General features: G+C 69.8%; 21 protein-coding genes. 13 read left to right on the forward strand and 8 right to left on the reverse strand.

Annotated elements, in window-relative coordinates; genetic code table 11:
• The first annotated feature begins 200 nt into the window (after nt 1–200).
• Nucleotides 201–1463, forward strand: a complete 1263-nt coding sequence (gene ahcY / locus PFX91_RS11655) for an adenosylhomocysteinase (RefSeq protein ID WP_285731508.1) — start codon at nt 201–203, stop codon at nt 1461–1463.
• Nucleotides 1464–1503: 40 nt separating this feature from the next.
• Here the strand turns inward: ahcY and PFX91_RS11660 are convergent, their stop codons facing one another.
• The gene (locus PFX91_RS11660; protein ID WP_285731509.1) at nt 1504–2379 is read right to left on the reverse strand and encodes an RDD family protein; all 876 of its coding nucleotides are present in this window, start codon (nt 2377–2379) and stop codon (nt 1504–1506) included.
• Between the two features lie 128 nt (nt 2380–2507).
• Between PFX91_RS11660 and PFX91_RS11665 the strand changes: the two genes are divergently transcribed.
• Nucleotides 2508–3515: a stage II sporulation protein M gene (locus tag PFX91_RS11665; RefSeq protein WP_285731510.1), complete on the forward strand. Its 1008-nt coding sequence runs from the start codon at nt 2508–2510 to the stop codon at nt 3513–3515.
• Nucleotides 3516–3742: 227 nt separating this feature from the next.
• Here PFX91_RS11665 and PFX91_RS11670 read toward each other — a convergent pair whose 3' ends face one another.
• Genes PFX91_RS11670 through PFX91_RS11690 form a run of 5 tightly spaced genes read right to left on the reverse strand, consistent with a single transcriptional unit; the run spans nt 3743 to nt 9335 of the window.
• Complete coding sequence (locus PFX91_RS11670) at nt 3743–5044, reverse strand: DUF58 domain-containing protein (protein ID WP_285731511.1); 1302 nt, start codon at nt 5042–5044, stop codon at nt 3743–3745.
• Nucleotides 5044–6027, reverse strand: coding sequence for an AAA family ATPase (locus PFX91_RS11675; protein ID WP_285731512.1), 984 nt, complete (start codon nt 6025–6027; stop codon nt 5044–5046). The genes PFX91_RS11670 and PFX91_RS11675 overlap by 1 nt, the downstream gene beginning before the upstream one ends.
• 58 nt (nt 6028–6085) lie before the next feature.
• The gene (locus PFX91_RS11680) at nt 6086–7288 is read right to left on the reverse strand and encodes a DUF4350 domain-containing protein (protein ID WP_285731513.1); all 1203 of its coding nucleotides are present in this window, start codon (nt 7286–7288) and stop codon (nt 6086–6088) included.
• Complete coding sequence (locus PFX91_RS11685; RefSeq protein ID WP_285731514.1) at nt 7285–7905, reverse strand: DUF4129 domain-containing protein; 621 nt, start codon at nt 7903–7905, stop codon at nt 7285–7287. Before PFX91_RS11685 ends, PFX91_RS11680 begins: the two co-directional genes overlap by 4 nt.
• Complete coding sequence (locus PFX91_RS11690; protein ID WP_285731515.1) at nt 7902–9335, reverse strand: DUF7847 domain-containing protein; 1434 nt, start codon at nt 9333–9335, stop codon at nt 7902–7904. Before PFX91_RS11690 ends, PFX91_RS11685 begins: the two co-directional genes overlap by 4 nt.
• 422 nt (nt 9336–9757) lie before the next feature.
• Here PFX91_RS11690 and mtrA point away from each other — a divergent pair, with 422 nt between their 5' ends.
• From mtrA to hpf, 5 genes are all read left to right on the forward strand, one after another.
• Nucleotides 9758–10435: an MtrAB system response regulator MtrA gene (gene mtrA / locus PFX91_RS11695; RefSeq protein ID WP_285731516.1), complete on the forward strand. Its 678-nt coding sequence runs from the start codon at nt 9758–9760 to the stop codon at nt 10433–10435.
• A 14-nt stretch (nt 10436–10449) separates the two neighbouring features.
• Entirely contained in the window at nt 10450–12261 is a 1812-nt protein-coding gene (gene mtrB, locus PFX91_RS11700; protein ID WP_285731517.1) for an MtrAB system histidine kinase MtrB, read from the forward strand.
• A complete protein-coding gene (locus PFX91_RS11705) occupies nt 12258–14129 on the forward strand; it encodes an LpqB family beta-propeller domain-containing protein (protein ID WP_285731518.1) in 1872 nt (623 codons plus the stop codon). The genes mtrB and PFX91_RS11705 overlap by 4 nt, the downstream gene beginning before the upstream one ends.
• Before the next feature lie 90 nt (nt 14130–14219).
• Complete coding sequence (locus PFX91_RS11710; RefSeq protein WP_285731519.1) at nt 14220–15008, forward strand: ComF family protein; 789 nt, start codon at nt 14220–14222, stop codon at nt 15006–15008.
• A gap of 668 nt (nt 15009–15676) precedes the next feature.
• Entirely contained in the window at nt 15677–16351 is a 675-nt protein-coding gene (gene hpf / locus PFX91_RS11715; RefSeq protein WP_285731520.1) for a ribosome hibernation-promoting factor, HPF/YfiA family, read from the forward strand.
• Between the two features lie 287 nt (nt 16352–16638).
• On the opposite strand, the gene PFX91_RS11720 is transcribed toward hpf, so the two are convergent.
• Nucleotides 16639–17055 carry a hypothetical protein gene (locus tag PFX91_RS11720; protein WP_285731521.1) on the reverse strand — a complete coding sequence of 139 codons (417 nt, stop codon included), beginning with the start codon at nt 17053–17055 and terminating at the stop codon, nt 16639–16641.
• 764 nt (nt 17056–17819) lie between these two features.
• Between PFX91_RS11720 and secA the strand changes: the two genes are divergently transcribed.
• The gene (gene secA, locus PFX91_RS11725) at nt 17820–20657 is read left to right on the forward strand and encodes a preprotein translocase subunit SecA (protein WP_285731522.1); all 2838 of its coding nucleotides are present in this window, start codon (nt 17820–17822) and stop codon (nt 20655–20657) included.
• 152 nt (nt 20658–20809) lie between these two features.
• On the opposite strand, the gene PFX91_RS11730 is transcribed toward secA, so the two are convergent.
• Nucleotides 20810–21547, reverse strand: a complete 738-nt coding sequence (locus tag PFX91_RS11730; RefSeq protein WP_285731523.1) for a GntR family transcriptional regulator — start codon at nt 21545–21547, stop codon at nt 20810–20812.
• Nucleotides 21548–21902: 355 nt separating this feature from the next.
• Here PFX91_RS11730 and PFX91_RS11735 point away from each other — a divergent pair, with 355 nt between their 5' ends.
• From PFX91_RS11735 to PFX91_RS11755, 5 genes are all read left to right on the forward strand, one after another.
• A complete protein-coding gene (locus PFX91_RS11735) occupies nt 21903–22946 on the forward strand; it encodes an SIS domain-containing protein (protein WP_285731524.1) in 1044 nt (347 codons plus the stop codon).
• 183 nt (nt 22947–23129) lie between these two features.
• Nucleotides 23130–23366 carry a PTS sugar transporter subunit IIB gene (locus tag PFX91_RS11740; RefSeq protein ID WP_285731525.1) on the forward strand — a complete coding sequence of 79 codons (237 nt, stop codon included), beginning with the start codon at nt 23130–23132 and terminating at the stop codon, nt 23364–23366.
• Nucleotides 23367–23630: 264 nt separating this feature from the next.
• The gene (locus tag PFX91_RS11745; RefSeq protein ID WP_285731526.1) at nt 23631–24119 is read left to right on the forward strand and encodes a PTS sugar transporter subunit IIA; all 489 of its coding nucleotides are present in this window, start codon (nt 23631–23633) and stop codon (nt 24117–24119) included.
• Nucleotides 24120–24256: 137 nt separating this feature from the next.
• Nucleotides 24257–25933, forward strand: coding sequence for a glycoside hydrolase family 3 protein (locus PFX91_RS11750; RefSeq protein ID WP_285731527.1), 1677 nt, complete (start codon nt 24257–24259; stop codon nt 25931–25933).
• Nucleotides 25934–26119: 186 nt separating this feature from the next.
• Nucleotides 26120–26788: an HAD family hydrolase gene (locus PFX91_RS11755; RefSeq protein WP_285731550.1), complete on the forward strand. Its 669-nt coding sequence runs from the start codon at nt 26120–26122 to the stop codon at nt 26786–26788.
• Nucleotides 26789–26830 lie beyond the last annotated feature (42 nt).

Consider the following 26830-nt stretch of genomic DNA (forward strand, 5'->3'; position numbering starts at 1 on the left):
GACCCCCGCCCTCGGAACGCCTGACCGGAGGCCGCGCGGAGCGGCCCTCCGGGGCGATCGACGGCGATGGGCGACCCTGGAAGAGCACCAGGACGCCGGAAGATCACCGCGGGAGAACCCGGGTCCTCCCGCGGTGAACCGCGTCCGAAAACCCTCCGGGACGCGCGTGGACCGGACCGACGAGACGGACCCAGGTGAGCATGACACTTCCTCCCCACGAGGTGGCGGACATCGGCCTCGCATCGGCCGGCGTCCGCCGCGTGGCCTGGGCCGAACGGTCCATGCCGGTACTGCGCCGCGTGCGCGAGCGCTTCACCACCGAACGTCCCCTGGAGGGGCTGCGTGTGGCCGCGTGCCAACACGTGACCGCCGAGACCGCCAACCTGCTGTGCACGCTGCGGGCGGGAGGGGCGAAGGTGTGGCTGGCCGCCTCCAACCCGTTGTCCACCCAGGACGACACCGCCGCCGCGCTGGTCGCCGAGTACGGCGTCTCCGTCCACGCCTGGGCCGGAATGGACCCGACCTCCTACGACCGCAACCTGATCAGGATCCTGGAGTCCCGACCGCACCTGCTGCTCGACGACGGATGCGACCTGGTCAACACGGTCCACCTGGTCCGCCCCGACCTGTTGGAGGGGGTCCTGGGAGGCTGTGAACAGACCACCACCGGAGTGATCCGGTTGCGCAGGATGAGCGCCGAGGGCGAGTTGAGGCTGCCCATGGTGGCGGTCAACGACACCGCGACCAAGCGCATGTTCGACAACCGCTACGGCACCGGTCAGTCCACGATCGACGGCATCCTCCGGGCCACCAACGCGATGCTCGCCGGACGTACCGTCGTGGTCGCCGGATTCGGCTACTGCGGTCGCGGACTGGCGGAGCGGGCCCGCGGCATGGGCGCCCGCGTGATCGTCACCGAGGTCGATCCGGTCAAGGCACTGGACGCGGTCATGCAGGGTTACACGGTCGCCACCATGGAGGAGGCCGCATCGGTCGCCGACGTGTTCGTCACCGTCACCGGCAACCGCGACGTCATCCGGGCCGAGCACCTGGAACGGATGAAGGACGGCGCGATCCTGGCCAACTCCGGCCACTTCGACCTGGAGATCGACCTCACGGCCCTGGAACGGGGGGCCGTGGAGATCAACCGGGGCGTGCGCGAGCACGCCGACGAGTACGTGTTCGCCGACGGGCGTCGCGTGCTGCTGCTGTCGGAGGGACGCCTGGTCAACCTCGGCGCGGCGGAGGGACACCCGGCCGCCGTCATGGACATGTCGTTCGCGGTCCAGGCGCTGACCACCGCGTGGCTGGCCCGTGAGGCCGTCCGACTCCCGCCGGGGGTGGTGGAGGTGCCGGCCGAGACCGACACCGAGGTGGCCAGGCTCGAACTGGACGAGCTGGGGGTGCGCATCGACGCGCTCACCGCCGAACAGCGGGACTACCTACGTTCCTGGCATCCCTGAGGGAGGACGACGCTCAAGGGCGTCGTCGCCCTCCCACGCCTCACCGAGGGGACCGCGGGCCGTACCACTGCTGTCGCGGGGCCGCCCCGGGGTGGTCGTGAGGCGGGCCCGCGTGCGGAGGGCCGGACCAGGTCTGCTGTGCGGCGGCCTCCTGCCGGCGCCGTCGCTCGGCCAGCACCGCCGCGAGGAAGTGGGGCGGAGCGGTCCCGGGCGGAGGAGGGGGACTGATCTGTCCGGCCACCGCGTCGGCCAGCCGGATGCCCATCTCGTACCGCGTGTGCTCGGCCAGCTCCCCGTACCGGAGCACGTACTGTCGGGCCGACGCCGCGGTCTCGGGGGACAGTCGTGACAGCTCCGCGCCCGCCGCCCAACCGGCCAGGTGAGCCGGCATCGGGACGACCTCCTCGCGCCGTTGGCCGCCACGCTCCTCCACCACCATCGTCCCGGCCACGAAGTCGCCCACGCGGCGCCCGTCCCGGTTGATCATCGACGTGATGAGGGCGACCAGACCGCTCGTCATCCAGATCTCCACGAAGGCCGCGAGCGCGCGGCCCAGCGCCTGACGGAACCGCTCGGGGGAACCGTCGGTGCCGACCACGCGCAGACCCAAGGCCATCTTGCCCAGGGAACGACCTCGGGAGAGGGACTCGAAGGCCGTCGGGTAGCCGACCAGGACCAGGATGGATCCCGCGAGGGAGACCGCGGCCGTGATCGCGGGGTCCAGACCACGGCCGATCCACATGACCAGCAGGTTCAGCGCGATCAGCGCGATGATCTGGACGATGACGTCGATGACCAGGGCGGCGGCCCTGGTGGCGAAACCGGCCGGGCGCAGGTCGAGGACGACCGCGTCACCCGTGACCAGGGGGGTCACGCCGTACACGTCGCCACCGTTGCCGGGATAGGACACCAGCACCCGCTCCCTCAGAAACGTCTGAAACCTTCTGTCCGACACTACCCGCCACGGGGGCCGGACGGTCGCGCGAAGTCGGATGGGACCCACCGCCCCGCCCCGACCCGCCGCGAACCGGTAGGGTCCGATGCGTGGATATCGACGTGTTCGCCGCGGCGCACGCCCGGGAGTGGGAACGGCTGGACGAGCTGGTGCGCAGGCGCCGTTCGCTGAACGGCGAGGAGATCGACGAACTCGTCGACCTCTATCAGCGGGTGTCCACCCACCTGTCGGTGGTGCGTTCCTCGGGACAGGACCCCGCGCTCGTGGGCAGACTGTCCGCTCAGGTGGCGCGCGCCCGCTCCGCGGTGACCGGCTCGCACGCCTCCGCCTGGCGGGACGTGGGAGGGTTCTTCACCAGGGTGTTCCCCGCGGTGCTCTACCGGCTTCGATGGTGGTGGATCGGTACCTCGGTCGGCACGGTGGCGGTCGCGGCGGTCACGGCGGCCTGGGTCGCCACCGACCCCGACGTGATGCACGCCCTGGGGCCCCCGGAGTTCCTGGCGCAGTACGTCGACCACGACTTCGCCGACTACTACATGGAGAACCCCCGGAGTTCGTTCGCCGCCCAGGTGTGGACCAACAACGCGTGGGTGGCGGCGCAGGCGATCATCTTCGGCGTGGCCTTCGGGCTGCCGACCCTGGCGGTGATGGCGATCAACGCGCTCAACGTCGGCGCCGGAGCGGGGATCATGATCGCGCACGGCCAGGCGGACGTGTTCTTCGGGCTGATCCTGCCGCACGGCATGCTGGAGTTGACGGCGGTCTTCGTCGCGGGCGGGGTGGGACTCAAACTCGGCTGGACGCTCATCGCACCCGGTGACCGGCCACGTCTGCGCGCGCTGGGCGAGGAGGCGCGCGCCGCCGTCGCGGTGGCCCTGGGCCTGGTGGTGGTGCTGTTCGTCTCCGGACTGATCGAGGGCCTGGTGACGGGCAACGCCGCGGCCGGAGACCTGCCGATCCCGGTGGCCCTGGGCATCGGGGCCCTGGCCGAGGTTCTGTTCCTGGTCTACGTCTTCACCGTGGGCAGGAAGGCCCACCAGGAGGGCGAGACCGGCGACATCGAGAACGCCCCGGCGGCCGTCCCGGTGGCGGGTTAGGCGCCGCCGTCTGCGCCGTCGAGGTTCTCAGGGCGTGGGTCGGGGATCTGGAGCGGAGACTTCCGGGCCAGGCGGGTCCGGGGGTGGTGGTCACCGGCCCGGGAGGGGCCGAGGACACGTCCGCGACCTCGGGGCGAGTCGGGGCCGTGTTCACGGTGACGGCCGTGCGCTCCCGGCGCCCCGAGGGCGCCCTCTCGGGGAGGGCGCCCCTGCGGCGAACGCGCCGGTCAAAGCCGCCCCTGGGCCTTGAGGTTGATGTAGGCGTCGGCCAGCGCGGGCGCGATGTGCTCGGGGTCGGCGTCGACCACCTCCACGCCCATCCGGCGCAGTTCGGTGGTCACCCGACGCCGTTCGCTCAACGTCCGCTCGGCCGCCGCCGCGCGGTACAGGGCGTCCGTTCCGCCCCGTTCGGCGGCCATGCGGTCCACCTCAGGGTCCCTGACCGCCGCCACCAGCAACAGGTGACGTGAGGTCAGGGAGGGCAGCCTCGGCAGCAGCCCCTCCTCCAACGCCGCCGCGTTCAGGTCGGTCAGCAACACCACCAGTTTCCGGACCCGTCCCTGAGTGCTCAGGATGGTCCCGACCAGGCCCGCGGGATCGGACTCCACCAGCTCGGCCTCCAGGGGGGCCATGGCCTCCACGATCCGGTTCACCTGGCTGCCCCTGCCCGAGGAACGGACCTGGGCGCGCGTGCGCCGGTCGTAGGCCATGAAGTCCACCCGGTCGCCCGCACGGCCCGCCAGGGCGGCGAGCAACAGGGCCGCGTCCATCGCGTGGTCCAGGCGTGGGGTGTCGCCCACACGTCCGGCGGAGGTGCGTCCGGTGTCGAGCACGATGAGGATGCGCCGGTCCCGTTCGGGCCGCCACGTACGCACCATCACGCCGTCGCCCCGGGCCGTGGCCCGCCAGTCGATCGAGCGCACGTCGTCGCCGGGCACGTAGTCGCGCAGCGAGTCGAACTCGCTGCCCTGGCCACGCACCATCGCCGTGTGCTGTCCCTCCAGCTCGCGCAGGCGGGACAGTTTGCCCGGCAGATGGCGCCTGCTGTGGAACGGGGGCAGGACCCGTACCGTCCAGGGCGCGGACAGTGTCCGCTGCCTGCCCGCCAGGCCCAGCGGCCCGATACTGCGCACGGTCACCCCGGCGGCTCGGGCGTCCCCACGCCGTGTGGGGGTGAGGGTGGTCCTCACACGCTGACGTTCCCCCGCCGCCACGCGCAGTGGTCGTGCGCGCGGCGCCGCGTGCGAGCTCGGAGGCCAGGCGTCGCGCACCGAGCCCCGTAGGTTCCTTCGCGTGGGATTGGCGACGATGACGTGGACGGTCGCCGCATCGCCCAGCCGCAGTGACGTGTCGCCCTCCCGGGACAGGCGCATCGCTCCGGGGCTCGCCGCCAGCGTCACGTCCACCACCAGCAGCGCGGCCAGTACGCCCAAGACGATCGCGGTCACCTCGGCGCCGATCAGACCGGACAGCGCCACGGCGACCGTTCCCGCCAGGGCCAGCAGCACCGCCCGTCCGGTGACCACCATCAGCGCGGCACCGGGACGGAGGCGAGCACGCCGTCCAGGATCCCGTCGGCGGTCGCACCCTCCAGTTCCGCCTCCGGGCGCAGTGCGACACGATGCCGCAGGGTGCCCTTGGCCAGGGCCTTCACGTCGTCGGGGGTGACGTAGTCACGGCCGGACAGCCACGCCCAGGCCCTGCTGGTGCGCAGCAGCGCCGTCGCACCGCGGGGAGAGGCCCCCAACTGTAGGGACGGCGACTGCCTGGTGGCCCGGCACAGGTCGACGATGTAACCGAGGACCTCCGGGGCCACCCGCACCTGTTCCACCGCGACCCGGGCCGCGCGCAGTTCGGCGGCGCCCGCCACGGCGGTCACCCCGGCCGCGGCCAGGTCGCTCGGGTCGAAGCCCGCCGCGTGACGGCTCAGCATGTCCACCTCGGCGGCGCGCTCGGGCAGGGGGATGGTGACCTTGAGCAGGAACCTGTCCAACTGTGCCTCGGGGAGCGGATAGGTGCCCTCGTACTCCACCGGGTTCTGGGTGGCGGCCACCATGAACGGCTCGGGCAGTGCCACCGGCTCGCCCTCCACGGTCACCTGCCGCTCCTCCATCGCCTCCAGCAGTGACGCCTGGGTCTTGGGCGGGGTCCGGTTGATCTCGTCGGCCAGCAACAGGTTGGTGAACACCGGTCCCTTGAGGAACTCGAACCTGGCCGTGTTCTGGTCGTAGACGAGCGAACCCGTCACGTCGCCCGGCATCAGGTCCGGGGTGAACTGCACCCGCTTGTGGTCCAGGGACAGCGCCGCCGACACGGTGCGTACCAGCAGTGTCTTGGCGACGCCCGGCACACCCTCCATCAACACGTGGCCGCGGCACAGCAGCGCCACGACCATCGCGGTCACCGTCTCGTCCTGGCCCACGACGGCCTTGGCCACCTCGCGGCGCAGGGCGACCAGCGCCGCACGTGCCTCGTCGGCTGATGGTAGTGCCTCGGATGTGAAGGCGCTCACGTGCCGTCTACCTCTCTCGATACCTCAGTGGTCGTTCGCCGTCCCGTGCGGATACGCGTCATCGCAGCCTCCGGGTCAGTTCGTCGAGCTCCTCGGAGAGCCGGACCAGTGTGTCGTCGTCCCCCGCGTAGGGGTCGGGTCGCTCGGGATGGAGCAACGATCGCAGGTGCCGGGGGTCGTCGCCGGTCCTCTCCGCGACGGCCGTCACGACCGCCTCGGGGGCGGGGTCGGCGCCCAGTCCCAGCTTGGGAGTCGTCCGCTCCAGGAAGCCCGTGCGCAGTGCCGCGGCGGCACGGTCCCTGGCCTTACGCGACCGGTACAGCCCCGCACGGCCCTCGGTGGTCTCCGAGGCGCGCACCACCACGGGCAGCGACTCGGGCACCAGGGCACCCATACGGCGGCCTCGCCACAGGGCCAACAGCCCCAAGGTGACCACCAGCGGCAGCAGGGACCAACGCAGGCCCCCGGGAAGAAGCTCCCAGATACCGGCACCGCCCTCCTGCTGAGGAGGGTCCGGCCGCAGCCAGACCACGTCCTCGGCGGCCATGAGGTTCAACGCCAGCGCGGCGTTTCCGGCGACGTCGAGGGCGGTGTTGGTCAGCGGGGTGCCGGTGCCCAGGATCGTGATGGTCGTGTCTTCTTCGAGCACCTGGACCAGGGCGTCGCCGTCGCCACCCGGATAGCAGCCCACGGCCTCGACCTCGGGGGAGGCCGTGTACAGTTCACCGCTCATGTCGGCGGGGCCGGAGGCCCGCGCGGCGGACAGGTCGCACTCGGGGGAGACGGGGCGCTCCATGTCCAGGAACCGTTCGGGCGACTCCCTGCCGGTCATCTCCACCCCGGGCGCGAACGCCTCCAGGGAACGTGTGGAGGGCTGGACCAGCACGGTGTCCACGTCGAGCGCGGCGAGGGCGTCCAACTCCTCGGGAAGCATGCGGTGGTCGAGGAGGACGACGAGCACGGTGTCTCCGCCGGCGCGCTCCACGGCGTTCTCCGCGGCGGTCGAGGACCGTGTCACATGTACGTCGCGGTCCTGCTCCAGCACGTTCACCAGCGCTCGCGTGCCGTCGGGGGAGACCGAGCCCGGTTCCAGGTGGCCGGTGGGGAAGCGCTCGGCGCCCAAGGACAGCAGGACCGAGATCACCACGAGCGCGGTGATGACGGCGGCCGGGACCCGGACCGAACGCCACACTCGACGAGCACGCGAGCCCGGGGGCGCCGTGGGTTCGAGGGCCGGGGACGTGGACGCGATGGCGGTCATCCTCGGACCTCCTCCGCCGGCCGGACGGTTCGCAGACGCTCGTCCGACGCGCGCAGGATCCGCGCGGAGTCGGCGGTGGCGGGACGGTCGCCATAGACCACGTCGTTGAAGATCCGTGCCGCTCGGTCCAGGCCCTCGGCCTCACCGGGAAGCGCCGCGGAGGCCTCGACGGCCAGTTCGGTGGCGGTGCGGCCCGCGCGCGGCGTGATGATCGCCCGATCCTCCAGATCCACACTGATGGCCCTCAGCCTCTCGGTGACGGCGACGGCGAACTCACCCGCGGCCTCGGCGCGGTCGGCCGCGGCACGGTGGTCGGCCGCCGTCATCGGGGTGCCCTCGTGCACGGGTGCTCCAGGCGTACGGCTGCGGGACGGACGCAACCAGAAGACGAGCCAGAGGACCAGGATCGCGATGACCACCAGCAGCACGCCCAGGACCCAACCCCCTCCGGTCGAGGGAAGGGGGACCTGTGAGAGGAGTTCGTCCAGCCAGGCGAGGAAGCGGTCCAGCAGGGACGGCTCCTGTTCCCCGTAGAGGGGATCGCTCAGTTCCCGGACGGCACGGCGCCGCCCCTCCTCCCCGGTCACCTCCTCGACGGCCGCGTGGGGCGCCCTCACGCCCGGGGCTCCGGAAGGTAGATCTCCGGGCCCACCGCGTGACCGGCTCGGGCCGCCTCGTGCAGCCTCAGGTCCAGTCCCTCGCGACGCATCCTCAGGTCCACGTAGAGCAGGGTGTTGACCCCCGCCGCGAAGGGCTGGGTGATGGCGTACACCAGCACCGTGCCCACATAGATCAGGGCGCTGGAGGCCACGATGGTCCAGGCCGCGGTCGGGTCGATGAACGTGAACACCCCCGAGACCATGCTGAAGGGCATGTTCAGGATCATGCCGACCACGAACACGAGGAGTCCGGTCAGGAGCCAGTAGCCGAGAGTCCGCCACCACTGGCCCTGGGACAGGCGCCAGGAACGGGCCAAGGCCCGGCCCGGGCCGAGGCGTTCGAGCACGACCAGGGGCATGGCGTAGTAGAGACGCACCCAGATCCAGGTACCGGGCACGATGACGGCGGCGATCACCAGGAGGAAGAGCAGGAGGCCCACGAGGAAACCGGTGCCCCCGCCCGACTCCATGCCCACGACCACGCCGAGGACGATCGCCCCCACCATTCCGACCGTGACGGCGATCCACATGAGGAACTGGATGCCCAGTTTGATCAGGGCCAGACCGATGACCGCCCCCATCCGATCGCGCCCGGCCTCCCAGGCCTGACGGGGCGTGAGTCGGTGACCGAGGACGGCCATGCCGATCGTGGTGGCGAGCAGCCCCAACACCACGGATCCGCCGAGGTAGACGATGAGTTCGCCCGCGTACATCAGGACGAGGGTCACCGGCGAGGTGGGCAGGATCGGTGCGTCGGGGTTCACGGCCGTGGGATCGACCATGAGCTCGTCCAGCCAGGCCGTGTAGTCGTCCAGGAACCAGGTCGAGGCCAGGGTGGTCAGGATGGAGGCGACCGCCATGACGATCAGCGAGAGCCCGACGGTGGTCTTGGGGTTGTTGCGGATGAGGCTGAAGGCACCGTTGAAGATGTCCCCGAGGGTCATCGGTCGCAGTGCGACGACACCGGGTTTGGGCGGGGGCGGGGCTCCGTAGGGGTACTGTCCACCGTGGCCGGGATGCCCGCCGTAGGGGGGAGCACCGTGGCCGGGTCCGTGACCGGGGGCGGGGCCGTGGCCGGGCTGCCACCACTGTCCGCCCTGCGCGGGATCGGGGTACTGGCCGGGGTACTGTCCGCCCTGCGCGGGATCGGGGTACTGACCGGGGTACGGCCCGCCCTGGCCGGGGTACTGTCCGTAGGCGGCCTGCTCCGGGTGGGGATGCCGTGGTGTCGGATCATGGCCGGGTCGTCCGTGTTCGGACGGTGTGAACGGGCGTCGCTCCTCAGGAGGAGGCGGGGGAGTCGACGGCCCCCGCCCCGGTGCGGCCCAGCCGCCGGGTTCGCCCGGGGGTGTGGCCGGCGTGTCCCGGTGGTCGTCCTCCTGGGTCATCTGTCCCGTCCTCCAAGGGGTTCGGTCACGTTGTGCGAGCGGGTCCACGCGAAGGCCGCCCTCCGGAAAACCAACCTACCTGCCGGTTCCACCGGCACGCGGCGGTGATCAGGGGTATACAGGGGCAACCGACCCACTTCATTCCTTTTGTATGCTTTCTGTTACCAACAAGTCGAGTCGCGTAGGTTCGTGGGGTCGGCTCAGCAGGGCCGACGCGCCAGTGACCGAGACCGGATCCACCAGGACCGAAAAACGTTGACCACTCTCCCAACACCACTCGAAGGTGGCAAGGTGGGGGACGAAGCAGTTCCTTGCGTTGTGGGCGCACCGAACGTTGATGTCGCTTGAGTGTTCCAGAGAGAGGAGTAGGCGCCGCGGTACCCGTCGAAGGGCGGGTGTGACGTCCGGCGCCGGACGCACCGATGAAGGGACGTGTACTGGTTGTCGACGATGACCTCGCCCTGGCCGAGATGCTCGGTATCGTGCTGCGGGGTGAGGGATTCGAGCCCTCGTTCGTGCATGACGGGGACAAGGCCCTGGAGGCCTTCCGCGAGACCAAGCCCGACCTGGTCCTCCTCGACCTGATGCTGCCCGGGGCCGACGGGATCGACGTGTGTCGTCAGATCCGCGCCGAGTCCGGCGTGCCCATCGTGATGCTCACCGCCAAGAGCGACACCATCGACGTCGTTCTGGGCCTGGAGTCCGGTGCCGACGACTACATCGTCAAGCCCTTCAAGCCCAAGGAACTCGTGGCCCGTATCCGTGTGCGGCTGCGTCGTACCGAGGAGCCCGCTCCCGAGATGTTGCAGATAGGCGACATCACCATCGACGTCGCCGGACACTCCGTGCGCCGGGACGGCGAGCAGATCAGCCTCACCCCCCTGGAGTTCGACCTCCTGGTGGCCCTGGCCCGCAAGCCGCGCCAGGTCTTCACCCGCGAGGTCCTCCTGGAACAGGTCTGGGGTTACAGGCACGCCGCCGACACCCGTCTGGTCAACGTCCACGTGCAGCGTCTCCGGGCCAAGATCGAGAAGGACCCGGAGCACCCCGAGGTCGTCGTCACCGTTCGTGGTGTCGGTTACAAGGCCGGTACCGCCTGATCCCACCGAGCGACATGACCGCAGGCAGACCCGCGGACGAGCGGGCGACCGCGTCCGAGGCGCAGAGCCCGCCCTCCGGGTCGTCCCGACCCGGAGGGCGTCGGCGTGACAACGGCACGGGGCTCACCCGTGCGTACCTGTTCGCCCAGCGCGCCGCTCGCGCCCTGGTACGCGGTGTTCACACCAACTGGCGCCGCTCGCTGCACCTCAGGGTCATCTCCATCACCCTGGCGTCGTCCCTGGTGGTGATCCTGGGACTGGGGTACGTGCTCGTCTCCCAGGTGCGGAGCGGCCTGCTCGACGCCAAGATCGGCACGGCGGTCACCGACCACCGAGCCGGACTCAACTACGCGCTCGCCGAACTGCGGGAGAACGAGACGGCCGACCGCAAGCGGCTCCTGTACGACCTCTCCAACGAGCTCACCAGCCGCAGCGGCGACACCGGTCTGTACAGTGTCGTCATCCTTCCCTCGGTGGGCGACGAGATCGGATGGGCCACGGGCGAGGGCACGGTCCCCCAGCGGCTCATCGACCAGGTCCGCCAATCCGAGGTGGACGAACAGCAGTACCACACCTACACGCGTGTCACCACCGGGCAGGACGGCTCCGAGAAACCCGCGTTGGTGGTCGGCTCGCAGCTCACGCACGCCTACGAGCTGTACTACATCTTCCCGCTTCAGCACGAGCAGGAGATCCTCGACCTGGTCCAGAACACGGTCGCCCTGGTGGGCGCCCTGCTGGTCGTCCTCCTCGGACTGATCGCGTTCGTCATCACCCGGCAGGTGGTCGTTCCCATCAGATCGGCCGCACGCTCGGCCGAGCGGCTCTCCTCGGGCGACCTCACCGAGCGCATGGCGGTGCGGGGGGAGGACGACCTGGCCCGGCTGGCGCTGTCGTTCAACGACATGGCGGGCAACCTCCAGGAGAAGATCCAGGAGTTGGAGGAGCTGTCCAAGCTCCAGCGCCAGTTCGTCTCCGACGTCTCCCACGAGCTGCGTACCCCGCTGACCACCATCAAGATGGCGGGAGACGTGCTCTTCGACGACCGTGAGGAGCTCGAACCCACCATGCGTCGTTCGGTGGAGCTGTTGCAGAGCCAGGTGGAGCGCTTCGAGGAACTGCTCGCGGACCTGCTGGAGATCAGCCGTCACGACGCCGGAGCCGCCACCCTCGGCGTCGAGTCGCTCGACATCCGCGACGCGGTGATGAAGGCCGTCGGTGACGCCGAGCAGATCGCGGAACGGCGCGGCATCAAGGTCGTCCTACGCCTGCCAGCCGAACCCTGCACGGCCGAGTACGACTCCCGACGGATCAACCGCATCCTGCGCAACCTCGTCGTCAACGCGATCGAGCACAGCGAGGGACGGGACGTGGTGGTCACGACCGCGGGTGATCGCGATGCCGTGGCGGTGGCGGTGCGCGACTACGGGGTGGGTCTGAAGGAGGGGGAGGAGCACCTGTGCTTCGACCGCTTCTGGCGTGCCGACCCGGCCCGCGTGCGCACCACCGGTGGCACGGGCCTGGGGCTGGCCATCGCCAAGGAGGACGCGACCTTGCACGGAGGTTGGCTCCAGGCATGGGGGATGCCCGGCCAGGGCTCCCAGTTCCGGCTGTCCCTGCCCCGACGCTCCGGCGCCGAACTGCGCGGATCCCCTCTGCCGCTGGTGCCGCCGGAGATCGCACTGGGACGTGGTTTCACCCCCTTCCACGACAAGGGTGAGAACGGCGACGGCGTGACGGCCCGGGCGGAGAGACACCCGGCCCCGGCGACGCGGAGCGGGGGGACGGGCACCGAAGAGCGTGAGGACGAGGAGCACCTGTCATGAGCGCACGAGACCGTTGGGAGCGTGTCCTGCGTGCCGGCGTGGCCGCGGCGGTGGCGGGCGTGTCCATGGCGGCCTGCGCCACCGTCCCCACGACGGGGCCCGTCGTCCCCGGGGACGGTAACGACCTGGAGGGGGACCCCTACGGAGGCTATGTGCGCCTGCTGCCCGCCGGTCCACAACCCGGTGTGGACCCCTCGGGCCTGGTCAGCGGTTTCCTCCAGGACATGGGCAGCTTCGAACAGGACTACGAGGCGGCGCGCAGCTACATGATGCCCACGACCGGCGAGGAGTGGTCCCCCGACGGAACCGTCAGGGTCTTCCCCGAGCTGGACACGGTCGACCTGGACGCCGAGACCAGTACCGACGGACTCACCGCCACCGTACGGATGCGCAGTTCGCTGGTGGCCACGATCGGTGAGGACGGAAGGTACGTTCCCGGTGACTCCGAGCGGCTGCTCGAGGAGACGTTCACCCTCGCGCGGCAGGACGGCGACCCCGAGGGCGAGTGGCGTATCCAGGACCTGCCCGAGGAGCTCATCCTCAGTCAGCTGGACCTGGAGCGCACCCACCGTCCCTTCAATCTGTACTTCTTCAACCCGGAAGAGAACACCCTGGTCCCGGACCCCGTCTATCTGCCGGTGAACAACGACAGGTTGGCCGAACATCTGCTGCGCAGGCTCATCAAGGGCCCCAGCGAGTGGCTGGAGCCCGCCGTGGTGTCCGCCTTCTCCGGGCGGACCCGACCCCTCCTGGAGGTGGACGCCGAGCGGGCGCTGATCAGCGTGACCACCACCGAGGAACCGGACGAGTTCGGTATGGGCGCGCAGATCGCCTGGACGCTGCGCCAGCTGCCGGAGATCCAGGAGTTCACGCTCACCGTGAACGGCTCGGAGGTGGACTTCCCCGGGGCCGAGGGCGAGAGCGCCGACCGACCGCGCCCGGGAAGCAGCTACTGGTACGAGGTGAGTCCGGGGGCGACCACACCGGACATCAGCGCTTACTACTCCCACGAGGGACAGCTGTGGTCGGCGTCGGACTGGGACACCGGGGCCCTCGGTGAAAGGGAGCCCGTTCCCGGCCCGCTGGGTTCGGGGGAGGTGCAGCTGGAGCGGTTCGCCGTCTCCTTGGACGAGCAGACGATCGCCGGGATCACCGCCGGGGGCGACGAGGTGGTCACGGGCGGGACGGTTCCCGGAGCCCCCGTCCGGGAGGTCCTCTCGGAGGGGACCTTCACCGAGCTGTCCTGGGACGTCAACGGGGACCTGTGGGTGCTCGAGGAGATCGACGAGGGGGACGGCGAGGAGGAGGAACCGGAAGAGGAGGTCGACCTGGAGCAACCCCACCTCGGCGGGACGGCCCCGGCACCGGACTCCACGGCCCTGTGGCACCTGCGCGACGGGGACGAGGTGGTCCGGGTGGACGTGTCCGGCCTGCGCGGCAGCACGATGGTCCAGTTCCAGACCTCCCGGGACGGTACCCGTGTCGCGGTGATCACCGAGGTGGACGGACAGCGCTCGCTCCAGGTGGGCCGGGTGGTCCAGGACGCGGACGGACAGGTGTCCCTGGGCTCCTTCGTCACCCTGGCCCACGAGCTCGAGGAGGTCACCGACGTCTCCTGGCGTTCGGGCGACCAGTTGGTCGTACTGGGCAGCCGCGAGGGGGGAACGAGCCAGGCGTTCCTGGTGTCCCTGGACGGCGGAACACCGCCGGCCAGCGCCGGAACCTCGGTGGCGAGCATGGTGAGCATCTCCGGAGCACCCGGCCAGCCGTTGGTCGCCGGCTCCGACGACGGCAACATCTGGGTCTCCACCGACCCGCTCAGCTGGCAGAACGTGGTGGAGGGCGGCTCGCCCACCTTCCCCGGCTGAGCCGCCGGGGGCGCTTCCGAGTACGGACGGGTTCTCCACAGGCGACGGAAGGGGCCGGCGGCGTCCATCGCGTGCCCCGATGCTGGAGGTGTGGACGATCGGCCCCCTCGCACCGGCGCCGCGCGGCGGATCCTCGACGCGCTGCTCGACCTGCTCCTCTCCTGTCCCTGCGCGGGTTGCGACGGCCCCTCGGGACCGTTGTGCGCGGCCTGCCTGATCCTGCTGAGCCGCCGTCCCCACCGCTGCGCCCCCCGACCCGGCTGTCCACCGGTCTGGGCGGCCGGGCCCTACGCCGGACATCACCGCCGTGTGCTGCTGGCCTACAAGGAAGGCGGCGCGGACGCTCTGGCCGGGCCGCTGGGGGAGAGGCTGTCCGCCGCCTACACCGCGTCGGGGCTGGCCACGCCCGACACCCTCCTCGTTCCCGTCCCCGGACGCGGCCCGCCTCGCGACCCACGTGCCCCGGTCACCCGGCTGGCGCGTGCCTGCCTGGCGAGCGCGGGCGGCGCGGAGGCGGGCGAGGTGGCGACGTTGCTGCGCCATCGGGGACGGCCCCGACGCCAGGCCGGCCTGGGCAGGGCCGAACGTCTGGCCAACCGGGTCGGGTCCTTCGTCGCCGATCCTCTCCGGAGGGACGCCCGTACGGGGGTGTCCGGTGCCGGGGATGTCGCGGCGGTCGTGGTGGACGACGTCCTCACCACGGGTGCGACGGTGGCCGAGGCGACCCGTGCCCTACGGGCCCGCGGAATCAGGGTGGTGGGTGCCATCACCCTCACGGAGCGGCTCCCCGACGACGGTGGGACCAGAGCCCCGGTGAGGCGAGAAGGTTTTACGAATCCGTGTGAACAACGAAAAGTCCACGTCCACAGGCATTTGTGATGGTTACCAGCGGGTTGGACGGGTGGTCACTACCTGACATCCTCGCCAGGACAGGTTACGGTCACGGTATGGCACCCGTCCGGGTCCGTGGTTGCGTCGGAGAGTCCGATCTCCCGGGAAGACCGGGGGTCCACTCCGGCAAGCCGATGCCAGGCGCAGGCGAAACGGCCCACGTAAGGCGACTTTTCGTCGACCGATCACGGTGCGCCTTAGAGGTAAGACCTGCCCCGCGGAGGGTCCAGATGTCCCTCATGGCAGGGAGAAGGGCAGTAGTCGCGGACAAGAGCGGCGACACCCTCAGCAGGCGGATGTGGGGACGAAGACCAGGTCGGCCGGACGGGTGGCATCTCCTCGCCCGGGGGTTCGTCCACGGCGGACCCCCGAGAGGGGCCCCGGCCTGTTCGCGTGCCCGCGCGGGCCGTGGCGCGTGCCCGGCGGAGAGGTTTTCCCTCCTCGGCTCGGAACCCGTCCCCGATCGTGCCCCGAGGGTACGTGATGAGGACGCCGTGGATGGGTATACGGACTTCCAACCGAGCCGTGTCCCCCACAGGACGGGGACACCAGCGAAAGGGGGCTAGTGCGACGCCCCTTTCGCCCCGGACGGCGGAAGGGGATGACAGCCAGCCTGGCCGTCATCTTCACGACGGCCATGCGATGAAGGGGGTCCTATGGACATCATCGTCAAGGGTCGACGCACCGGTGTGAGTGAGAAGTTCCGACAGCACGTCGACGCCAAGCTCGACAGACTCTCCAAGTGGGAGAAGAAGGGCATGATCATCGACGTGGAGGTGTCCGAAGAGCGCAACCCCAGGCTCGCCGACGTTCGGGAGAGGGTTGAGCTGACCATCCGGACCAACGGTCCGGTCATTCGTAGCGAGGCCGCGGCCTCGGACCGGTACGGTGCCCTCGACATGGCGCTCGACAAGATCGAGGCCCGCCTCCGCAAGGCCGCGGACCGGCGCAAGATCCACCGGGGCAACCGCACGCCCGTCTCCGTCGCGACGGCCACCGCGGGTCTTTCCGGAGATCTGCCCTCGCCCATGGCCGCCGCCCCGCAGGCTCCCCCCGCCCCGCGCAGCGGAGAGGAAGAAAGGATCGACGGTGTCGAGGTGGGTCGCCCCTCCTCCGACGAGTTCGTCGAACTCGCCACCCAGGGGGAGGCCCCCGTCATCGTCCGGGAGAAGTTCCACCGGGCCAAGCCGATGAGCATCGATCAGGCACTGATGGAGATGGAGCTCGTCGGTCACGACTTCTACCTCTTCCACGATGAGACCAAGGACGTCCCGAGCGTCGTCTACCGCCGTAAGGGCTTCAACTACGGTGTGATCCGACTCGTCGACTGACCCGGCCGGGGAGTCCCCGAGCGTCCGTGGGGCGCCCGTGGCCGCCCGTGCGGCCCCGGGCGCCCCTGTACGCCGTCTCGCTGCGCGGGCACACCCGTGCGGGGTTTCTCGGGACGAGCCCGGAGAAGCCCGTCCCCTCTCCGACGGGCACCGTGGGAGCGGCGTGTTCCGGAGGAGCGGTCGAAGGTCCGCGCACACGACGCCGCGGCGGATCCCCAAGGATCCGCCGCGGCGTCGTGTGCGGTGCCCGGCCGTGTGTGCGAGGTGGTCCGCCGGTGCACGCTCCGTCAGTCGGAAGAGTGCTGTTCGGGGATCCGTCCCTTGATCCGGTGCAGCGGAGTCCCGTGCGGTTCCTCCGGTTCCGCGCGGGGGGCGTCGAGGACGACGTCGCCCATCAGGTCGAAGACCAGGGCCATGACCGCCGCCGCGACCAGCAGGACTCCCCCGATCACGAGAAGGGTGACGGACATCCCCATGGCGACGCCGAAACCGCCCACGATGAATCCGGCACAGGCCAGGGCCACCGCCACCCAGGAGGTGAGGCGTCCCCGGTGGCTGTTGCTGGGGGCGATGCTGCCGCCCTGGCGCTGGAATCCTCGAATACGGCCGAACCTGCTGTTACCGTCAGGATGTTCACGTTCCCATGCCAGCCCGGGATCGTCCTTGCCCGGGTCGGGCGTGGTGTGCTTCCGGCTCTCGATCATGTCGTCGAAGATCTCGACCGGGGTGCGTGGAGAGGGTGCCTGTTCCTGTGAGGACGTCGTCCCGGTCGTCTCGTCGGCCCCGGCTGTGGATGTTCGTGTCGTCTCCGTGGCCTCAGCGGTCTCAGGGCCCCTCTGTCGCTTGTTCGCTCGCATGGTGATCCCCCCTGGGAGCACGTTCGCGTTCAACGGGCCGGGGTCAGCCGATCGCGGCGTGACCTCTTCCCCTCTGCCTACCCAGGAAAGGCGGAAGACATCATCGACTTCTTCCCCCTACCGAAGAAAAGGGGATTTCGCCCCTCTCCCGACGTGACGGTTCCGCTTACACGGGCTGTTCCGCAACAGTGGTTTTCACGCTCCGTCACCGATCGCGGAAGGGTGCCCCGCGTCGGGCGCGACGGAAACTCCGGAAAACCCGTGACAAGGCGGCGTGCGGCGAGATCCCCGACGGTTTTCGGGGAGACTTTCCCGATGGCCGACCGCCGACCGCGCGGAGGCGTCTCTCGGGGGCGCCCTTCGCCCTCGCTCCGTGAGGGGGTGACCTGCGGGAACATAGCGACCTGTTTTGTTCGTTCCCCAGAGGGAAACGTGCGAACGGGCCCCCCTCCCGACCGGAGGGCGGGCGTATAGTTCGGGTCCTCTAGGATATAGCCCCGAGGGCCCAGGAACCCCGCCGTCCTCCGCGGCCACGGGAAAGCGGTCAGCGGGCCTAGATCTGATCTCCACATGCGTGGAGCCAACCGTGATCTGCGAGGAGCGCATAGGAAGTGCCAGGGATACTCAGCAAGCTCCTGCGTGCGGGTGAGGGAAAGATCCTGCGCCGGCTCAACAAGCTGAAGGACCAGATCAACTCACTCGAGGACGACTACGTCGAACTCACCGACGAGGAGTTGCGCGACCTCACCCAGGAGTACAAGGAACGCCACGAGGAGGGCGAGTCCTTGGACGACCTGCTGCCAGAGGCCTTCGCGACCGTCCGTGAGGCGGCCAAGAGGACCCTGGGACAGCGCCACTTCGACGTCCAGCTCATGGGTGGTGCCGCGCTCCACCTCGGCAACATCGCCGAGATGAAGACCGGTGAGGGCAAGACCCTGACCGGTACCCTCGCGGTCTACCTGAACGCCCTGGCGGGCAAGGGCGTCCACGTCATCACCACCAACGACTACCTGGCCCGACGCGACGCCCAGAACATGGGCCGCATCTACCAGTTCCTCGGCCTGGAAGTCGACGTCATCAGCCCCCAGATGTCGGCCGCCGACCGCCGCAAGGCCTACCAGGCCGACATCACCTACGGTACGAACAACGAGTTCGGCTTCGACTACCTGCGCGACAACATGGCGCTCTCGCTCAAGGACACCGTCCAGCGCGGGCACTTCTTCGCCCTGGTCGACGAGGTCGACTCCATCCTCATCGACGAGGCCCGTACCCCGCTGATCATCAGTGGTCCCTCCGAGCAGAACTCCCGGTGGTACGCCGAGTTCGCCAAGATCGCCCCGCGCCTGAAGCGCGAGGAGGACTACGAGGTCGACGAGAAGAAGCGCACCGTCGGCATCACCGAGTCCGGTGTGGCCAAGGTCGAGGACTGGCTGGGCATCGACAACCTCTACGAGGCCGTCAACACCCCGCTCATCAGCTTCCTCAACAACTCGCTCAAGGCCAAGGAGCTGTACAAGCGCGACAAGGAGTACATCGTCAAGGACGGTGAGGTCCTCATCGTCGACGAGTTCACCGGTCGAGTCCTGGCGGGGCGTCGCTACAACGAGGGCATGCACCAGGCCATCGAGGCCAAGGAGCGCGTCAAGATCAAGGACGAGAACCAGACCCTCGCCAAGATCACGCTCCAGAACTACTTCCGCCTCTACGAGAAGCTGGCCGGCATGACCGGTACCGCCCAGACCGAGGCGGCGGAGTTCTCCCAGACCTACGAGGTCGGCGTGGTGCCCATCCCCACCAACAAGCCGATGATCCGCGAGGACGTCAAGGACGTCGTCTACAAGCACGAGGACGCCAAGTTCCAGGCGGTCGCCGAGGACATCGCCGAACGGCACAAGGCCGGTCAGCCGGTCCTGGTCGGTACCACCAGCGTCGAGAAGTCCGAGCTGCTGTCGCGGATGCTCAAACGCGAGGGCGTGCCGCACGAGGTCCTCAACGCCAAGAACCACGCGCGTGAGGCGGCGATCATCGCACGGGCGGGCAAGCTCGGAGCGGTCACCGTGGCCACCAACATGGCCGGTCGCGGTACCGACATCATGCTGGGCGGCAACCCCGACTTCCTCGCCGACGAGGAACTCCAGGGCCGTGGTCTGAGCCCGCTGGAGACCCCGGAGGAGTACGAGGAGGCCTGGCCCGAGGCTCTGGCCAAGGCCAAGGCCGAGTACGAGGCGGAGCACGAGAAGGTCGTCGAGGCGGGCGGTCTGTACGTGCTCGGCACCGAGCGCCACGAGTCCCGGCGGATCGACAACCAGCTCCGCGGTCGTGCCGGCCGTCAGGGCGACCCGGGCATGTCCCGCTTCTACCTCTCCCTCCAGGACGACCTGCTGCGGCTGTTCAACAGCAGTCGTCTGGAGGTGTTCATGAACCAGCTGAACATCCCCGACGACCAGCCCATCGAGTCCGGAATGGTCAGCAAGGCGATCGCCTCCGCGCAGGGCCAGGTCGAGAGCCAGAACTTCGAGATCCGCAAGAACGTCCTCAAATACGACGAGGTCCTCAACCGTCAGCGCAAGGTCGTCTACGCCGAACGGCGCAAGGTCCTGGAGGGCCAGGACCTGCGCGAGCAGGTCCTCGGCATGCTGGAGGAGGTCCTGCGCGGCTACGTCGCGGAGGAGACCGCCAACGCCGACCCCGACGAATGGGACCTCGACAAGCTCTGGAGGGCGTTCAAGCAGGTCTACCCGATCAGCTTCACCGTCGACGAGTTCGTCGAGGAGAACGGCGACCTGCACACGTTGACCCCCGCGATGATCGCCGACCAGGTCGCGGAGGACGCCCACGCCGCCTACGAGGCTCGGGAGAAGGAGCTGGGGGAGGAGGCCATGCGCGAGGTCGAGCGCCGCGTCATCCTCCAGGTGATGGACCGCAAGTGGCGTGAGCACCTCTACGAGATGGACTACCTCCAGGAGGGCATCGGCCTGCGCGCGATGGCCCAGCGCAACCCGCTGATCGAGTTCCAGCGCGAGGGCTTCGACATGTTCCAGCAGATGCTGGAGGCCATCAAGGAGGAGTCGGTCGGCTACCTCTTCAACGTCGAGGTGCAGGTTCGCAAGAAGGAGGAGCCCGCCCTCACCGCGGCCACGGCGGCGCAGACGGCGGCCACCGTCGGCGCAGGCGTCGGCGCGACGGCCGTCGCGACCGCCGTGGAGGAAGAGGCCGCGGAGGCCGCCTCGCCGGTGGAGGAGGCCGAGCCCGCCGAGGACGTGGTCGTCCCCGGTTTCGGAGAGGGCCAGCCGAGCAGGCTCCAGTACTCCGCGCCGAGCGAGGACGGTGGCGTCGAACGGCACAGCGAGACGGCCGACGAGTACGCCGGTACGCCTCGTAACGCACCCTGCCCCTGTGGCTCCGGCAAGAAGTACAAGAAGTGCCACGGTGACCCGGCGGCCAAGTAGTCACGGGTGAACCGGAAAGCGCGTGGGCGGCCTCCCCTCGGGGAGGCCGCCCACGCGCTTCGTCGTCGCCCCGAGGACGCCGTGCCGTCGCGGTCGGTGGCGTGCATGGTCGGGGAGCCTCCCCCGGACGCGCGCCTCGTGGGCGCGGGACGTCAGCCGCCGTGTCGGCGCGGATCCAGTCGGGAGTGCAGCTGGTAGCGGTCGGCGCGGTAGGTGGACAACGCCAGTTCCACGCACCGTCCCTTGGCGAAGCTGCGGCGCTGCATCACCAGGACCGGGCTTCCCACCGGTAGACCGAGGAGTCGGGAGTCGGCCGAGTCGCAGATCCCGGCCTCGATGGTCTGTTCTCCGGAGTCCAACAGGATGTCGAACTCGTTCTCCAGGACTTCGTAGAGGGATCTCTCGGCGAGATCGAAGTCCTCCAGACCCGGGACCATGGCGGCGGGGATGTTGGACCTCTCCACCGCCATGGGCTCGTCGTCGGCGGTGCGCATGCGTTCGATGTGGTGCACCAGGGTCCCCGGCTCGATGTCGAGCATGCGCGCGGTGTGCCCGCTGGCGGGGATGACCTGGCGGATCAGTTCACGCGCACCGGGTTCGAAGCCGCGAGCGCGCATGTCCTCGCTGAAGGAGGCCAGGACCAGCGACATCGCGATCTTGGGACGGGCGATGAAGGTCCCCTTGCCGGGGACCCGGTACAGCCGTCCCTCCGCCACCAGCAGATCGATGGTCTGGCGGACGGTCATCCGCGAGAGCCCGTAGGTGGTGCTCAGCTCACGCTCGGAGGGGATCATGTGGTCCACGCCCAGGCCCTCTTCGGCGATCCAGTCCAGGAGCAGGTCGCGTAGCTGGCTGTACTTGGGAAGCGGACTGTTGGGGTCGATCGACATGAGAGGGCGGCCTTCTCGGTGGACGGATGGAGTCGGCGTCAGACCTTAGCGCGCCGTCCGGGCCTCGGACATGGGATCGGGGCCGGGACCTGGGCCAGGGCAAGACGAGGACAACTGGTATAGTCCGGACTAGACCACAGCTTCGTCCGCGTGTCAAACACCCAATGTAAGCCGGTTCACACCCCCTACCAGGGAGAATCGTCTATCAGGACGGGTTGGGGCGGTACGTTCGCTTTTGCCTGCAGTGGACGGTGCACCGTTACCGGAACGGCCCAGCTCGCGGACCGACGCCACAACCCGACCATCGGGTACCGCCCGCCGTTCACCGCCCGTCTCACACAGGGGAAGGCCCTTCATGACCACCACGACGAGCATGATGTACTCCGAGATCGCCCAGCAGCCGGAGGCGCTACGACACACCTTCGCCGAGCTGCTGCCGTTGCGCTCCGAGATCCAGGCCCTGGGCAGGTCCGCCAAACAGGTGCTGTTCATCGCACGCGGTTCCTCCGACAACGCGGCGGTCTACGGCAGTTACCTCCTCCAGGTGCACACCGGCTACCTGGCCACCTTGGGCTCGCCCTCCATCGCCACCGTCTACGGCTCCAAGGTCGATCTGTCCGACGTGCTGGCCGTGGCCATCTCCCAGTCCGGCAAGACGGAGGAGATCGTCGAGACGATGCGTTGGGCCGCCGACTGCGGTGCGCGCACCATCGGGATCACCAACGGTGAGCAGTCCCCGCTGGCCAAAGAAGCCGACCTCGCCCTGGTCACCCGTGCGGGGGAGGAGGTCGCGGTCCCCGCCACCAAGACCTACAACACCCAGCTGGCCGCCCTCGCCGTCCTCGCGCTCGGCCTGGGCGCCGACCTGAACCCCGGAGACCTGGACCGTGTCGCCGACGGTGTCGAGGAGACCCTGGCGGCACCCACCGACGTCCTGGAGGAGGTCGTGGAGCGGATGGTCGCGGTGGAGGCGGCGATCGTCGCCGGACGCGGCCTCGTCTTCTCCACCGCCCTGGAGGCCGCGCTGAAGCTCAAGGAGGCCTGCTACCTCTACGCCATGGGCATGTCCTACGCGGACCTGCTGCACGGTCCCATCGCCGTGGTGGACTCCCGTACCCCCGCTCTGTTGGTGGCCTCCCCCACCGGCCCGACCCTGCACGGCACGGTCGCCCTCGCCGAACGCGCGCGTGAGGCCGGGGCACCGGTCTTCGGTCTCGGCGGCGGTGACGCCCTGGCCGCCGTCAGCGACCTGTCGGTGCCCATTCCGGACGTGCCGGAGTGGGTGTCCCCGATGAACCTGGTCGTCCCCGCCCAACTGCTCACGGAGCGCCTGGCCCGCAGGCTCGGCTACAACCCGGACGTCCCGCGTGGACTGAACAAAGTCACCCAGACCGACTGACGGGTCCGCTTCGGGATGGTGTCAGGAGGCACCATCCCGCTCCCCACGCGGTCGTGCGCCCTCAGGACGCCCCCGCCGGTTCCCACACCCACGCGGTCCGGACCCTGGTGTGCGCGCGAGCGCGCACATAGGCTCGCCCTCAGACCTGGGCACACGGCGTTCCCCAGGGAGCACGGAGGAGACATGGCGGACAAAGCAGCGGCGATCATCGCCGGACTGGGCGGTGCGGACAACATCGAGGAGATCGAGGCCTGCATCACCCGTCTGCGTACCGCGGTGGCCGATCCCGAGCTGGTGGACGAAAGGTCCCTGAAGGCGTCGGGGGCCCACGGTGTCCTGGTCTCGGGCAACGTCGTCCAGGTGGTGGTCGGCCCCGAGGCGGACGCCCTCACCGATGACATCCGGCATCTGATGGACTGAAGGCCCGTCCCCGAGCCACCACGCCTTCCCGGGTCACCACGTCCATCGAAGCGCGGCGGAGGGTCGAAGCGGGCACGGTGAGGACGTCGACGGGGTTCTGGAGGTGCCGGAGACGGATGGTGAGCGACGAGCCGGTACGTCGTAGGTGCCGGAGGTTTCCGTCCCGGTCGTGGCCGAAGGGGCTCGCGTGGCGACGGACGGGCGAAGGTCGAAAGAGAACACAGCCGGCTGGATGAAGCCCTTGTAGGCGGGAAGGCGTTCCCCATGTCCGAAACGACCGACGCCCTGCGCGTGCTCTCCCCCGTGTCGGGAACGGCACTGCCCCTCGACACGGTGACCGATCCCGTGTTCTCCCGGTCCATGGTCGGTCCCGGGGTCGCGGTCCACCCCGAACCCGGCCAGGAGGGTGGCCAGGAAGGCCTCCAGAACGCGGTGGCCCCCATCGAAGGAACCCTGGTCACCCTGCGTCCGCACGCGTTCGTGGTGAGGGCACCCGACCAACGCCGAGGCGTGCTCGTCCATCTGGGCATCGACACCGTCCAGTTGGCGGGGGAGGGGTTCACCCTCCTCGCGGCCGAGGGCGACGAGGTGCGGGCGGGCACCCCCCTGATCCGCTGGTCGCCGGGGACCGTCGCGGCGGGGGGCCGACCTTCGGTCGTGCCCGTGGTCGCCGTGGACGCCGACGCCGAGGCCCTGGACGACATCGCCGACGGTGCCGTGGAGAGGGGTGACCTCCTCTTCACCTGGAGCTGAGCCGCCGATGCGCCGCTGACCCGTCCCCGCGCGTCGTCCCCCTCTCCCGCCCGTCGGTCGTGGTGGGGCACCCCGACCCGCCGTGGAAGGTATCCTCCGGCGGCGAACCCACCTTTCGCCGGAAGATGAAACCCGTCATGAAACTGTCCGTTCCGCACGCCCTGGCTCCGGCCTGCGTGGGACTCGCTCTGATCACCGCCGCATGCACCAACGAGGAGGTGGGTTCCTCGCAGGAGGATCACGAACCCCGGCCGTCGGCCACCGCCGAGAACTTCGAACCCGTGCTCGCTCCCGAACTGCTCGCGGGAATGGATCTGGACGACAAGATCGGTCAGCTCCTCGTCCTGACCGCGCAGGGCACCTCGGCCGCCGACAACGCCGCGCAGATCGAGGCCTACCGCCCCGGCGGCCTCATCTACTTCGACGCCAACCTCGAAGACGCGGAGCAGATCGCGGCCATGTCGGCGGGTGTCCAGGAGATCGCGGCCGAACAGGGACAGGGCGTGCCGCTGTTCCTCGGCATCGACCAGGAACAGGGCCTCGTGGCGCGCTTGCCGGTCGGCACCCGCTTCCCCGACGCCATGGCCGTCGGAGCCACCCGTGACACCGAGTTGGCCGCCCTGCGGGCCGCCATCACCGCCGAGGAGCTCACCGCGCTCGGCATCAACCTCAACTACGCGCCCGACGCCGACGTCAACACCGACCCGAACAACCCGGTCATCGGGATCCGCTCCTTCGGTTCCGATCCCGATCTGGTCGCGCGGATGGCCGTCACCGAGGCGAACGCCTACTCCGAGGGCGGGGTCGTTCCGGTGGTCAAGCACTTCCCAGGCCATGGCGACACCGATGTCGACAGCCACACGGGGCTGCCCGTCATCGACCTGCCGCGCGACCGCTGGGAGGCCGAGCACCTGCCGCCGTTCCAGGCGGCCGTCGACGCGGGGGTGGACGCCATCATGACCGCGCACGTGCTGATGCCGCAGTTGGACGAGAGCGAGGACCCCGAGCCCGCCACCATCTCGCCGTCGTTGATCGGTGGGATCCTCCGTGACGAACTGGGTTATGACGGCGTGGTCACCACGGACGCCCTCAACATGGAGGGCGTGCGCCGGCACCACCCCGACGGTGAGATCGCCGTACGCGTCCTGGAGGCGGGCGTGGACCAGCTGCTCATGCCGCCGGACCCGGCCGCGGCGGTGTCCTCGATCCGTGAGGCGGTCGAACAGGGCCGTCTGACCGAGGAGCGCATCGACGAGTCCGTGCTGCGGGTCCTGACGCTCAAGGAGAGGCGCGGGGTGCTGGAGGCCGGAGCGATGGACGTGGAGGGCGCCGCCGCGGTGCTCGAAGACCCCGCGCACGCCGAGGCGGCCCAGAGGGTGGCGGAGGCGTCCGTCACGTTGGTGCGCAACCAGGAGGAGCTGCTGCCACTGGGATCGGGGACCGCTGTGAGCGTGCGTGGTGAGGGCGCGGAACAGATCGCCGCGGCTCTCACGGAAGCCGGGATGAACGTGGTGGACGGGGACGCCGACGTCGTGGTGGTGGGCACCGATGGTGCACGCGGTTCCCAGGAACAGCGCGGCATGGTCGAGTCCGCGCGGGCCGGGGGCGCCCCGGTGGTCGTGGTCGCCCAAGGAGGGCCCTACGACCTGGAGGTCTTCCCCGAGGTGGAGGCGTTCCTGGCCGTCTACTCCTCCGTGGACGTGTCGAGGAAGGCCGCCGCCAGGGTCATCGCCGGCGAGGTGAAGCCGTCGGGCGAACTGCCGGTGGACATCCCCGGAGCGGACGTGGAGGCCGGTGCCGGCCTGACCTTCTGACCTCGACGGACCCCCCGGGTCACCGGAAGGCCCGGTGGTTGAGAAGGGCGGGGAACGGGAAGAACCGTTGCCCGCCCCGCCCCGGGCCCCCGGGAGCGGGCGGGCGACGGTCACCGGCGGCCACGGGCCCCGGTGACCGTCGACACCTACGAGCAGGGAGGGGAACGGATGGTGGGCACCCCAGGGGTGAACGGGACCCGGCGCGGAGTCATCTGCGACTGGGGCGGTGTACTCACACCGCCGCTCCTTGAGGGCATCAGAGCCTGGTTGCGTGCTGACGGTATCGACATCGACCACTACTACGAGGTCACACGCCCCTACTTCGACGGCAGTCTCAACGGGGACAACCCGGTGCACGCCCTGGAACGGGGCGAGATCGACACGCGTGAGTTCGAACGCGAGCTGGCGGCGCTGCTGCGCTCCACGCACGGCGGTCCGGTGGTGGCCGAGGGGCTGATCGACCGCATGTTCCACGGTTTCGATCCGGTGCACGACATGTACGAGACACTCCACCAGGCCAGAGCGGGGGGCGCCGGCACCGCCCTGTTGTCGAACTCCTGGGGCAACTGCTACCCACGTGAGCACTTCGACCGTACCTTCGACACGGTGGTGATCTCGGGTGAGGTGGGCATGCGCAAACCCGAACCGCGCATCTACCTGCACACCTGCGAGCAGATGGGCCTGAGTCCGGAGGACTGCGTGTTCATCGACGACCTGGAGCACAACGTCCGCACCGCCGAGGAACTCGGGATGACCGGCATCCTGCACACCGACGTGGCCGCCACGAAGGCGGAGCTGGAACGGTTCCTGACCCCGGACGGAGCGCCCCCGGCCCCGGGACAGAAGGTGGCCTGAACCCGGCGCGTCGCGGCCGCCCCCGCCACACGTGGGGACGGC

Source organism: Nocardiopsis sp. ATB16-24, assembly GCF_030271535.1.
In the GTDB taxonomy this organism is placed as follows: domain Bacteria; phylum Actinomycetota; class Actinomycetes; order Streptosporangiales; family Streptosporangiaceae; genus Nocardiopsis.